The organism is Occallatibacter sp. (assembly GCF_049802275.1).
Classification (GTDB): Bacteria; Acidobacteriota; Terriglobia; order Terriglobales; family Acidobacteriaceae; genus Telmatobacter.
On the sequence record NZ_JBARMD010000144.1, the window covers coordinates 1 to 12,076 of the forward strand.

General features: G+C 59.4%; 14 protein-coding genes. 9 read left to right on the top strand and 5 right to left on the bottom strand.

Going from position 1 to position 12,076, the window contains the following annotated elements; genetic code table 11:
• The 6 genes from WA354_RS04580 to WA354_RS04605 form a co-directional block, all read left to right on the top strand.
• Positions 1 to 508, top strand: a 508-nt coding sequence (locus WA354_RS04580) for a PP2C family protein-serine/threonine phosphatase (protein WP_472811829.1), incomplete at its 5' end; no start/stop codon positions are given.
• On the top strand, positions 505 to 951 hold the full coding sequence (locus tag WA354_RS04585; protein WP_472805998.1) for an ATP-binding protein: 447 nt from the start codon (positions 505 to 507) through the stop codon (positions 949 to 951). The genes WA354_RS04580 and WA354_RS04585, both read left to right, overlap by 4 nt.
• Before the next feature lie 25 nt (positions 952 to 976).
• Positions 977 to 1,336: an STAS domain-containing protein gene (locus tag WA354_RS04590; protein WP_472801447.1), complete on the top strand. Its 360-nt coding sequence runs from the start codon at positions 977 to 979 to the stop codon at positions 1,334 to 1,336.
• Positions 1,337 to 1,462: 126 nt separating this feature from the next.
• Positions 1,463 to 2,644 carry a M24 family metallopeptidase gene (locus tag WA354_RS04595; protein ID WP_472811830.1) on the top strand — a complete coding sequence of 394 codons (1,182 nt, stop codon included), beginning with the start codon at positions 1,463 to 1,465 and terminating at the stop codon, positions 2,642 to 2,644.
• Between the two features lie 63 nt (positions 2,645 to 2,707).
• Positions 2,708 to 3,118, top strand: coding sequence for a DUF6677 family protein (locus WA354_RS04600; protein WP_472811831.1), 411 nt, complete (start codon positions 2,708 to 2,710; stop codon positions 3,116 to 3,118).
• On the top strand, positions 3,118 to 3,297 hold the full coding sequence (locus tag WA354_RS04605) for a hypothetical protein (protein WP_472811832.1): 180 nt from the start codon (positions 3,118 to 3,120) through the stop codon (positions 3,295 to 3,297). Before WA354_RS04600 ends, WA354_RS04605 begins: the two co-directional genes overlap by 1 nt.
• Before the next feature lie 215 nt (positions 3,298 to 3,512).
• Here the strand turns inward: WA354_RS04605 and WA354_RS04610 are convergent, their stop codons facing one another.
• The 4 genes from WA354_RS04610 to rbfA form a co-directional block, all read right to left on the bottom strand.
• Positions 3,513 to 4,520, bottom strand: a complete 1,008-nt coding sequence (locus tag WA354_RS04610; protein WP_472811833.1) for a GNAT family N-acetyltransferase — start codon at positions 4,518 to 4,520, stop codon at positions 3,513 to 3,515.
• 172 nt (positions 4,521 to 4,692) lie between these two features.
• Positions 4,693 to 6,489 (bottom strand): ArnT family glycosyltransferase, encoded by a 1,797-nt coding sequence (locus WA354_RS04615; RefSeq protein ID WP_472811834.1) that lies wholly within the window; start codon positions 6,487 to 6,489, stop codon positions 4,693 to 4,695.
• Positions 6,490 to 6,695: 206 nt separating this feature from the next.
• Positions 6,696 to 7,715 carry a DHH family phosphoesterase gene (locus WA354_RS04620; protein WP_472811835.1) on the bottom strand — a complete coding sequence of 340 codons (1,020 nt, stop codon included), beginning with the start codon at positions 7,713 to 7,715 and terminating at the stop codon, positions 6,696 to 6,698.
• Positions 7,716 to 7,719: 4 nt separating this feature from the next.
• Positions 7,720 to 8,220 (bottom strand): 30S ribosome-binding factor RbfA, encoded by a 501-nt coding sequence (rbfA, locus tag WA354_RS04625; protein WP_472811836.1) that lies wholly within the window; start codon positions 8,218 to 8,220, stop codon positions 7,720 to 7,722.
• Here rbfA and WA354_RS04630 point away from each other — a divergent pair.
• On the top strand, positions 8,219 to 9,697 hold the full coding sequence (locus tag WA354_RS04630; protein WP_472811837.1) for a serine hydrolase: 1,479 nt from the start codon (positions 8,219 to 8,221) through the stop codon (positions 9,695 to 9,697). The genes rbfA and WA354_RS04630 overlap by 2 nt on opposite strands.
• 18 nt (positions 9,698 to 9,715) lie before the next feature.
• Here WA354_RS04630 and WA354_RS04635 read toward each other — a convergent pair whose 3' ends face one another.
• Positions 9,716 to 11,452 (bottom strand): GH39 family glycosyl hydrolase, encoded by a 1,737-nt coding sequence (locus WA354_RS04635; protein ID WP_472811838.1) that lies wholly within the window; start codon positions 11,450 to 11,452, stop codon positions 9,716 to 9,718.
• 48 nt (positions 11,453 to 11,500) lie between these two features.
• Between WA354_RS04635 and WA354_RS04640 the strand changes: the two genes are divergently transcribed.
• Positions 11,501 to 11,842 (top strand): PadR family transcriptional regulator, encoded by a 342-nt coding sequence (locus WA354_RS04640; RefSeq protein ID WP_472811839.1) that lies wholly within the window; start codon positions 11,501 to 11,503, stop codon positions 11,840 to 11,842.
• 10 nt (positions 11,843 to 11,852) lie between these two features.
• On the top strand, positions 11,853 to 12,076 hold a 224-nt coding region (locus WA354_RS04645; RefSeq protein ID WP_472811840.1), incomplete at its 3' end, for a hypothetical protein.

Below are 12,076 nucleotides of genomic sequence, written 5' to 3' on the forward strand. Positions count from 1 at the left end.
GGCCATCACCGGGCCGCCCCTCGACGAGCTGGCCACGCGCATGAATGAGCACCACTGGCGCGAGGGCGAAGAGGCTCGCCGCCGCTACGTCACCGCCATCTTTCTGCGCCTCCACCCCGAGTCGGGCAAGATCGAGGTGGTCAACGCCGGCCACAACCCCGGCTTCCTGGTTTCCGCCGACGGCGCCACCCGCGAATTCGAGGCTGCCGGCACGCCTTTGGGACTTCTTCCGGGCATGCGCTACTCCAGCGAGCAAGCCGTGTTTACACCGGGGACGAGGCTGCTGTTCTACACTGACGGCCTCACGGAGGTATTCCGCGGCGAGGAAGAGTTTGGCCCGGAAAGACTTATGAGCGAATTTTCTAAGTGTCCCGGCGAACGAGCCGATGTTATCCTCGATTCATTGTGGGCAACAATTGACGACTTTGCCGACGGCGGCCCGCAAAGTGACGACATGACCGCACTTGCGTTGTGCAGGTGTGCGCAGGGTACGGAGATACCGGCATGAGCAAGGTGAAATCCACTTCGGTGGAGGTGCGGCTGCCTTCGCAGCTCGGCTACGAAAAAGTGGCAATGAGCACCGCCGCCGCTGTGGCCAAACTGATGGGTTTCCGCGAAGATCGCGTCGAGGATTTAAAAACGGCCGTGGCTGAGGCTTGCATCAACGCCATCGAACATGGCAATAAATTGAACGACGACCTCTCCGTTGGCGTAGTGCTTTCAGCTGGCATTAACGCCCTTGAGGTAAAAGTGATTGATGATGGCAAGGGATTGAAGACCGTTCCCCCCAAGCCGGACATCGATAAGAAGATTCATGGTGAAGAAGATCCCCGGGGCATGGGCATGTTCTTAATCCAGGCGCTGGTCGACGAGGCCGAATGGGTTAAAGGCTCGAATGGCAAGAGCAGTTATGTCAGGCTCGTCATTCGTCTGGATGCAGTAGCGGACTAACCGATTAATACGGAGACACGAGATCGTGCAGAGTGAAACCAAAGCGCGCGTAGACCAATTGACTTCCCCAGCAGGACACAACGTCACCGCCCTCCGATTTGAGGGTGACATTGCCAGCACGTCAAAAGATGCGGTCCTCGGCAGCTACCAGTCGCTGCCCAAGGAGACCGCCAAGCTCGTGCTGCTCGATTTCACGAAGGTGGACTACATTAACTCCAGCGGTATCGCCCTCGTTATCCAGATGCTCATCGAGGCTGCAAACTCTGGCCAGAAGGTCTATGCCTTCGGCCTGTCGCCGCATTTCACCAAGGTTTTCACCATGGTTGGCATCACGAAGTACGCCGGCTTGTTCCCGTCCCAGGCCGATGCTCTAGCGGCGCTGTAGAGTCAGCGCCGCATTCCTCAATCTCCATCGAATCACTTGTCATCCCGAGCGCAGCCGAGGGATCTACAGTTGTTTTCCTTCCGCCCAGTCGCGCCTACCCCCTGATCTCTGCACTAGAATCTCCCCATGAACCTGGAAGCAATTCAATCGGCTTTGCGCGACGCCGGCCACGACGGCTGGCTCTTCTACGACCATCACCACCGCGATCCCATTGGCGAACGCATTCTCGGCCTCGATCCCAAGGCCCACATCACGCGCCGCTGGTACTACTACATCCCCGCCACCGGCGAACCGCGCAAGCTGATGCACCGCATCGAGCAGGGTAGGCTCGACTCACTCCCAGGGTCAAAGGGACTGTACTCAAGCTGGCAGGAACTGGCCGCCGGCCTCGAAGCTATGCTCGCCGGATCCAAACGCATCGCCATGCAGTACTCGCCCAACAACGCCATCATGTACGTATCCATGGCCGACGCGGGCACCGTTGAATTCCTTCGTAGCATCGGCAAGCAAATCGTTAGCTCCGCCGACCTCGTCAGCCAGTTCGAAGCCGTGCTCACTGAGAAGCAGATCCTCAGCCACTCCGTCGCGCAGATGGCTATTGACGAAATCCTCGAAGAAGCCTGGAAGGAAATCGGCCGCCGCCTTCGTCCCGCCAAGGGCAAGCCCGGCAAAGTCACCGAATTCGACATGGTGCAGTGGCTCAGCGACGGCATGAAGCGAGCAAATCTCGTCTGGGAAAATGGCCCCAACGTCAGCGTCAACGCCAACTGCTCCGACTCGCATTACGAGCCCACCGCCGACCACACCGCCGAAATCAAGGAAGGCGACTTCCTTCTGATCGATATCTGGGGTCGCGTCGACGATGCCGAAAGCGTCTATTACGACATCACCTGGACGGGCGTCGTCGGCCGCGAACCCAGCGAGCGCGAGCAGCACGTCTTTGAAACCGTCCGCAACGCCCGGGACGCTGCCATCAGTGTCGTCGAGCAGGCCTTCGCCACAGGCCGCTCCATCTGCGGCTACGAAGCCGACGACGCATCTCGCGCCGTGATCCGTGCAGCCGGATTCGCCGACTACTTTACGCACCGCACCGGACACAACATCGCCCACGAAATCCACGGCCCCGGCGCGCACCTCGACAACCTGGAGACGCATGACATCCGCCAGATCCTGCCCAACACCTGCTTCTCCGTCGAGCCCGGCATCTACCTCCCCGAGTTCGGCGTCCGCAGCGAAATCGATATGCTCACTGCCCCGGGCAAAGCCTGGGTAACCGGCAAAATCCAGCGAGAATTAGTGAGAATTTGATTCGAACACCCGAGTCTGAACTCTGAACTTCGACCCTGTTTCGTGCGTTATAGTCAAGAAGGCATGGCAGAACCTGAAAACAAGAACGTCGTTGCGCAAAAGAGCGCGCAGGGCGGATTCGTCTTTTTACCCCTGATTGCAGGATGGCTCATCCCTGGTGCGGGACACTTTCTTCTGCGCAAATGGGGGCGCGGCGCATTGCTCGCGATCTCCATCGTCTGCATGTTCGCGCTCGGCTTGGCCATGCAGGGCCGCCTCTACGCCAATGCCCACGACATTCTCGAAATGCTCGGCCTGGCTGGCGATCTCGGCAGCGGACTGCTCTACATTGTGGGCCGCGCCATGGGTCTCGGCGCCGACTCGGTCCAACTCACCGTGGCCGACTGGGGCACGCGCTTCATTGTCGTGGCGGGCTTGCTGAATATCATTGCCGCAGTCGACGCGCACAATATCCGCACCGGGAGGAAGCTCTAATGTTCTCGCCCTCCCATTTCACTGCGGTTCTGCTTTTCGCCACGTTTGCATCGACGGTCTTCGGCATCACTCAGCGTGAAACGCCGCAGAAGATGTTCCGCTATGGTCTCTACTGCTGGGCACTGTTCGTCGGCTCGGCCATAGTGTTGAGCTGGGTGATGTTCCTGATCGCACGGTAAACTTCGCAACAGGAAGAGTCAGCGCAAGAAAGGACTCCGCCTTGAACAAGAACTGGCACGCCAAGAATCAGATGCCCCCAAAGGCAACTCTGGAACAACGAATCCAATGGCACAGAGAGCATCAGAAGCACTGTGCCTGTCGCGAAGCACCGAAGAGCATCTCTCCGTATTTGAAATGAAGAAATTGCAGAAGTAGACCAGGGCCAGGCGCGATCTTAGCCCACGCTCTCCCGCTCCCACACCGCCGCGTCGAACACGTGGGTGCATTCGTAGCCTTCACTCTTGTAAAGCTCGATGGCGTTGCCATTCGCCTCGGTTACCGTGAGCGAAATCTCGCTCACCCCCTGCCGCACAAAATGCGTCGCAGCTACCGAAAGCAGCATCCGCGCGAGCCCATGTCGTCGATAGCTCGGGTGCACGCAGAGCTGCGTTATATGTCCACTCTGCGGACTGACCCGGGATCCGAGAACCAGCGCCGCCAGTTCGTGGCTGCCGCGCTCTACCACTACATGCGATACCGGCGCGGAAAACACCCCGCACCCTGAGTAGCGCACGATATTGTGCAGGAAGCGCATCGATCCATGCACAGACCGGTACTGGTCGTTGATAAGGCTGTCGGGATGGTCGCTGTACGCTGTCGCGATCAACCGGGCTGCGGCGTTCAGGTCCTCGTCGCGCCATGCTCGCAGCTCAAGCTCGGGGGGCAAGTCCACCCGGGGTCGGCTCCAGTGTCCAGCAAGCTGTTGCACCATGAAGTGCCGGCGATAGATCTCGAATCGGGACTCGCGAAAAATCGCCGAGTGCGTGCCCGAGGGATGCAGCAAAAGTTGTGACTCTATCCGGTCAACGTTAGGCGAGTTCAGAAGCGTCTCGAACAGGTGCCGCAGCAGCGTCCCTTCGATTTCCCGCGCCGGTTCCAGCGCTCCATCGGCCATTCCGTCGCGGTTGGGATTCTGCCCCGGCAGTGCAAACACATCGCCGATCACTGCCTTCGTCTCTTCGTACACGCAAAAGGCGTAACCGGTAACTTGTCCCGATTCCAGCGCAGCATAACCCGGCAGGAGATGGTTATCGAGATACTGCATCAGCAGCCGCGCTGAGGCCCGATAGTCCCAGTGCAGCCGCTTGCTCCATAGCTCTCCCTCAGCGTCGAGTACGGGCCGCAGCACCGGCGCAGCGAAATGCCGAAGATCGAGGATCTCGATAGTCACGCCAGCTGCCATGTTTCCCTTATTGGATGCGACCGTCTCTCGGACGGCGTCAGAGATGCAAGTCGGCTTTGCGGCGTGGCACACTACCCCTTTCGCCGCCAACGGGCCTCCCGCTCACTGTGCCACGATTTACCGCTTCCCTGCAAGTTATACGAGGCCCTAACTTTGTTAGGGTAACCAGAATCTACCGCGCGCCCACCATGTAGACTTCGAGTCCCTGTTCGGGCCAGCTCAGGATTTCCTCGTAGTGGCGGCCCTCCAGGTACTCCTGCAGCGCAGCAGGCGTGTGCAGATCCACGCCACGGCGGCCGGTCACGCGTGCCACCAGCAGATGCTCCTCGTCCGGCACGCCTGTGTCTTCATAATTCACCACTTCGCGATTGCGGTAGAAAGCCAGGCCGTACTCCACGTCGCGCCGCACCCGGAAAACAGCAACGGTCTCATCCGGGGGCGCCAGCAGTGCCAGCCGATCGGCCAGCGGCCGTGCCGAGTAGGACTTGTCGAGTAAGTGAATCGCGCGCTTGGTCGACGCCAGTTCCGGAATCAGGAAGAACGGCCCGACCCCGTAAAGAAAAAACATCAGCACCACGAGCACTCCGGTAGTTGCCAGCCGCAGCCGTGCCACACCGTAGCCTTTCACCACCACCACAATCAGCAGCGCCGCTCCGGCCGACGCCAGCAGTGCCACCACCACAGCGCGTGGAGGAGGCATTACTGGCCCGTGCCCTACAAACCATGGCAGCAGCAAGGCAAACACCGTCATCAATCCGCACAATGCGGCGTGGCCCGCCAGCTCCCAGCGATTCAAACCTGCCTGTCGGCGACGGAAAAGATAGTCGCCGGTAAGGATCGTGATAGGCGGAATAGACGGCAGAATGTATCCCGGCAGCTTCGACTGCGAAAACGAGAAGAAGACAATGGGGATAATCGCCCACAGCACCAGGAACTCAGGAAATGCATCCCCGGGGCGATTTGGAGCGCGTTTCTTGGGATTCAGTCGCCGCAGCCGCCACTCCGCCACCGAGGTCTGCACGCCGTCAATGAGCGCCCGTACCGCGATCACCGTCCACGGCATTACCGCCAGCAACACAACGACGAAGTAGTACCACAAGGGTTGCGAGTGCTGGTAGCGATTGGTGGCAAAACGCTCCAGGTTGTGCTCCAGGAAGAACTCGCGGAAGAACGTCGGATTCTGATGCTGCACTGCAATGAACCAGGGCAGCGTGATGGCGAAATAAAGCGCGATCCCCGGCCACCAGACCGAACGCTGCACGATGGACCACTCTTTGCGAAGAAACGCAAACGCGCAAACAATAACGATGGCCAGCAGCGGCGCCACCGGTCCCTTGGCCAACGTGGCTACGCCGGTAAAGAAATAGATGTCAAACAGCCAGAACTTCGAGTCCGTTTCGTACCACGCATACCACCCAAGTAGTCCGATCGAAAGCGGCGCGGCCATCTGCATGTCTGTCGAGGCGCCACGCGAGAAGCCGATAATCCCCGCACAAGCCACCGTGATCAACGCAGCGTCCAGGTGTCCCCCCGGGCGGAATCGCTTCATGTGCAGATAAATGAGCGCCACCATGATGAAAGCGAAACTCGCGGAGGGAAGTCGCGCGCTCCAGTCATGCACCCCGAATTCCTGAAACACGAACATCGCCCGCCAATAGTAGAGTGCCGGCTTCTCGAGCCAGGGATGTCCATACAGATACGGCGTAACGCAGGCGCTCAGCCGGTCTTTAATCGTATGGGCTGCGTCAAAGCGCACCAGCATCTCATGCGCAATCTGCGCATAGCGCGGCTCATCCGCACCCACCAGGCCCAGTCCGTCTCCGCCCAGCAGCGGCACGACTCCATATAGGATGAAAAACACGCTGAAGACCACGAAGACCGCGGCCTCGCAGAACGTCGCCCAGGTTGGCAGGCGCATGCGCCCACTATCGGGTGAATCCGGTGCAACTGGTTGTAGCTGAGTCTCCACTTCCAGCGATTCTCCAGGCGGCCCTACAGCGGCTCCGCTCTTACTCGGTTCGGAACCGTTCTGAACCAGCCTTCCGGCCAACCCTCTGGGACTTGGGGGATCCCACCGGCCAGGGCAATACTGATGCACGCCTCAAAACTCAGGCAAAGCGCAGAAACTACACTGCGTTTCAGACAAATGCTAGGCTAACAGATTCCCGCCGCGTCTCAACCCGGCTTAGTTGCAACTCCCGCGAGCGCCGTACGCAATTCCCCCAGAATCTGCGTGCGCGCGCGATCCAGTGGACCCGCCAGCGTACAGCCCGACGCATTCTCATGGCCTCCGCCGTCCAGCCGCTCCGCAATGGCAGCCACATTAATTCTGCCCTTACTGCGCAAACTCACCCGGATGCGACTCTCCGGTAGTTCCCGCATAAACACCGCCGCTTCCACGTCCGCAATTGAAAGCGCGTAATTCGCAATTCCTTCACAGTCTTCCTCGACGGCACAGCTTCTCACCATGTCATCGTGCGTAATCCACAGCCAGGCCAGGCGCCCCTCCCGGTGCAGATTCCTGAGTGCCGAACCCAGCAGCAGTAACTTCGCAATCGACGTCGAGAAGTACACCTGTTGCGCGATGCGAATCGGATCCGCCCCGGCCAGCGTCAGATCGCGCGCCAGACTAAACGTCGACGCCCGCGTCCCTCCGTAGATAAACCCGCCCGTATCCGTCAGCACGGTAGTGTAGATGCAGGTCGCAACCTCTGGCGTGACTTCGATACCGGCAGCCAGAAAGAGCCTATACACCATCTCCCCCACGCACGCCGCCTGGTGATCGATCCAGTTGATGTCCGCAAACTCCAGACCCGTTGCATGATGGTCGATGTTGATGAGAGAGAACTTCTCCAATCCCTGCAGCCGCGTGCGCTCCAACCCGTCACACTCCAGCAGGATCGCCGCATCGTAAGGCCCGTGCACCCGCATGGCAGTGCGAATGTCCTCGGCCCGGGGCAGCGTACGATAAACAGCCTGAACACGATCGGCCGAAACCAGGTCAGCGCGCTTCCCCATTTTTTCGATCAACATCCCCATCGCCAGCATGCTGCCCACTGCGTCGCCATCGGGCCTCGAATGCGAACAGACCAGGAAGCGCTCGCCTTCGCGAATCACTTTGAGAATGGCCGCAATTGAATCGTGCGCTGTCTTTCCGGGACCGGTACCATTCGCGCTGGTTCGGGGGAGATCCATGCGCCTACTCCACCGGAGCCTTCTGGCGTTTTCGCGAGCGGTCCATCAACTCTTCGATCCGCGCCTGGAAGCGCCCCGAACGGTCGGCCAAAAACGACAGCTCCGGCACATGGCGCACGCCCATCCGCTCCTTCAACTCAAATCGAATGTATCCCTTGGCGGCCTCGAGCCCGGCTACCGTATCCACTTCGGCCTTGGCAATATCGGGCACGGCATTATCCACGGCCACATACACGCGCGCTGACTTGCCGCCCGGATTCAGCACGACTTCTGTTACGTAACAAAACGCAATACGCGGATCAGAAAGCTCACCCTCGATCATCGCGCCGATCTCTTCGCGTAACGTCTCAGCCACCCTGTCCTGATGATGCTTGCGCGCCCTGTGTTCCGGCATATACGTGCCTCCTGAAGTGGCTTCAAGTAAACCAATCAGGATAACAGAGGGGTACGGGGTCCACCTGCGCAGGATGGGACGAGTGGTACCGTTGTTGCGCGGAGGAATCATGCATAAATTCGTTGCCCGGAAACTCGGATTCGCCTTGGTGTTGATCAGCTGCCTGGCGTGGTCTGCCCCGGCACAAAGTCCCGCCGAAAGCAAAGCGGAGGTTGAGCAGCACATTCAGCATGTAACCTCGGGGCTCATCGGCGGAGTGATCCTGAAAGGCGACGAACACGCAACGCACACACTTACCGACCGTATGAAAGAACTCAACGTTCCCGGCGTCAGCATCGCCGTCCTTCACAATGGCAAAATCGAATGGGCCCGCGGATTCGGCGTGCGCAGCCTCGGCGGACCTCCCGTAAACCCAGAAACATTGTTCCAGGCAGGCTCCATCAGCAAACCGCTGGCCGCGATGGCTTGTCTCCGCCTGGTGCAGGAAGGCAAGCTTTCACTCGACGCGGATGTGAACACCTACCTGACTAGTTGGAAATTCCCCAGCGATCCCGTAGCAGCGGGCAAACCGATCACGCTCCGCGAACTGCTCACGCACACCGCCGGTACCACCGTGCACGGCTTTCCAGGATATGCGAGCACCGAGCCGGTCCCGACGCTGGTGCAGGTGCTCAACGGCGAAAAGCCCGCCAACACTCCGGCGATTCGCAGCGAAGCCGCTCCAATGGCGCGCTGGAATTATTCCGGCGGCGGCTACACCATCATGCAACTAGCGCTCATCGACGTAACACACGAGCCATTTCCCAAGCTGCTCCACGATTCAGTGCTGGCTCCGATTGGCATGAATCACAGCACCTACGAGCAGCCCCTGCCGCAATCCCTTCGCGAGAACGCAGCTACCCCCTATCACGGCGACGGGAAACCGGTCGAAGGCGGCGCGCACACCTACCCAGAGATGGCAGCCGCGGGTCTTTGGACTACTCCCACAGACCTCGCACTCTACGCCATTGAAGTCGAGCAGTCGCTCGCCGGCAAAGCCAATCATGTGCTCTCAGCAGACATGACGCGTCAGATGCTGACGCCGGGCATGGGTCACTGGGGACTCGGTCTTGAAATCGGCGGCTCCGATGCCGACCCCTACTTCTCGCATGGGGGTGCCAACGAAGGCTTCCGCAACAACTTCGCCGCCTACGAGAAAAACGGCGAGGGCGCATTCGTGATGACCAACGGCGACAACGGCGGCCAGATCGCCGATGAAGTAATGCGCAGCGTCGCCGCTGAATACCATTGGCCCGATTTCCAGCCGACGGTCCGCACTGCCATTCAGGTGGATCCCAAGACCCTCGCCCAATACGAAGGCACTTACGCGCTGTTCAAAGGATTTGATCTCGTCGTCACGTTGGAAAATGGCCAACTGATGACCCAGGCCACCGGTCAAGGCAAATTCCCGGTCTATGCCGAGACGGAAACGAAATTCTTCCCTCTAGTCGTCCCAGCCGAAATCGAATTCATCAGAGACGATCAAGGTAAAGTAGCCTCTCTGATCCTCCATCAAGGCGGCCACGATATGAAAGCACCTAGAAAGTAGTCGCCACAACAGCAATCGCTACCACTGCAGGCGGAACAACGATGTAGCCTGCCGCGGCAGCGCCATTTCGACGGTCACTCTGCCCGCGTCCACGTCAAGCCACCGTGGAGACGTCATCAACTCCAGTTGCCCGGCACGGCGCAGCCGCGCATATTGCTCGGCCGTTGGTGACTGCGGTGATCCCATCTGCTTCCACACGGCGTAGGAGTTGCTGTGCTCCTCATCGATCCGGTAGTGCTCAAGCAGCACGCGCTTCACCCCGGCGGGAATTCCCGCAATTGTCACCTGCACAGTTGTCGTCGGCGCAGGCAGATCGTCGTCGTGATAGTTCCACACCATCACGGCTGCCTGGTGCAACCCTTTGGTTGCGAAAGCATCCACGTCCGGCGCCTCTCTGATTCCGGATTTCAGAATGTCGGCGAGCCGAACTTTCCCGTCGCTAACCGTCTCCACGCGATCGCCCGACATCAGCCCCGCCATGCGAAACACATTCAAAATAGGCTTGTCGATTCCATTGGTCGCCAGCGTACGAAATCCCTCGAAATACTCCTTGCCTTCAAATTCGAAGGACCACGATAGCATCCCTGCCAGATTCACTCCCGACTGCTCCTGAAGATCCAACAGCGACTTCATTGCGACCGCGGTATAGGTGGCGTAAAGCGGTCCATTGCGATACGCATTTGCAGGGTTGGTCTTCATCGAACATGCAGCGCAGCCTTCAGGATCGGCCTCGCTCAAAATGATGGGAAGTTGCTTGAATCGCGGGTACTTCGCAACAATGTCGAATCCGGTTTGGGCTGCCTTCAGTTCATCGGCAAGGCCCATTCGCACGTGTCCGTCCACGGTTTCCGGATGTCCCTTGGGATGGAATGAAATGAAGTCCAGCGGAACTGCCTTGCCATCAGCCGCGCTGCGCCCGCTGAGGCAATGATTCAAAAATCCATCAAGAAAAGCTACAGACTTCTCCGACCCGGGACCAGTCGTGGCCGGGCCACCCACCTTCGCGTCGGGCAGCGCAGCGCGAACCCCGGCCACTGCGTAGTCATAGAGCTTGGTGTACTCCTCCTGCGTGCCGTGCCAATACACAATGTCCGGCTCGTTCCACACTTCGAAGTACCACGTGCTCACCTTGTCGCGGCCGTAGCGCTCCACTAGGTGCTCGGTGAACTTCCGCACCAGCTCGCCCCACATCGCGTAATCCTTCGGAGGATTGTTCGATGCACCCGCCATCGTCGGCCCCGGATAATGCACCTGGTATTCATTCACTCCGGGCACATTCGACGCGAGATCCTTCGGCATGAATCCAAGCTCGACAAACGGCCGCACCCCGGCCCGCTGATACTCGTCAAACGTCTGGTCGGTGATGGTGAAGTCGTAGACGGCCTTTCCATTGGCATCGAGCGAGAACACATTCGACGAAGACCACTTCAGCTCAGCGACACCGTTCCCCGAAGTGAGAAGGTGATGCGCGCGGATGTAGACCGGTTCCGGCGTAAGATCGTGCAGCTCTCGCAAAAGCTGCTTGCCGTATTGCATGGTCGTGTAGTTCGACTCGTCATAGCCGAACCACCTGTAGATCGGTGTATAGGGCCCAAGGGATTTCGCAAGGTCAACCCGAATGCTCACCGAGGCGGGAGCAGAACCAGATGCAGGGGACTGAGCGGAGCCAGCCATAATGCCCGCGCAAATGAGCAGAACAACTGCAATCGCCCTTCCATCAAGCCATCTCTGCATTAGCCACCCGGACTTGATCATGCCGAATGCCCCTTCGCCTTGACAAGCTGATTGAGGCATAATATCGTGATGCCTATGTCGATTAGGCCTAAAGACGGAATGCCTCCCGGCGCGCTCCCGATGCTCATTCTGCGTGTGCTCCAATCCAGCTCTCTCCATGGCTACGCCATCGCCCAGCGCATACACCTGCTCTCCAGCGAAGTCCTCGCCGTCGAAGAAGGCCTCCTCTATCCCACGCTGCAAAAAATGCTGGTAAAGGGCTGGGTTACCGCCGAGTGGGGCATCTCTGAAACCAATCGCAAAGTGCGTTTCTATCGACTAACGCCTGCGGGCCGCGCACATTTGAAAGCCGAACTCGCCGGCTACGACCGCGTCACCCAGGCCATCCAGGACATTCTGCGCACCGCATAGGAGATTCCCCATGGGCGAGCTTTGGCGCCGCTTCCTCTACCTCGTCAACCGCCGCCGTCTCGACGCGGAACTTGAAGCCGACATGGAATTCCACCGCGAGATGGCTTCCCGCGCCGGCCGCAGCAACTTCGGCAACAGCCTGCGCATGCGCGAGCAGTCCCGCGAAGCCTGGGGCTGGACATGGCTCGATCGCCTCATGCAGGACTTGCGCTATGGCGTCCGCATCCTCGTCCG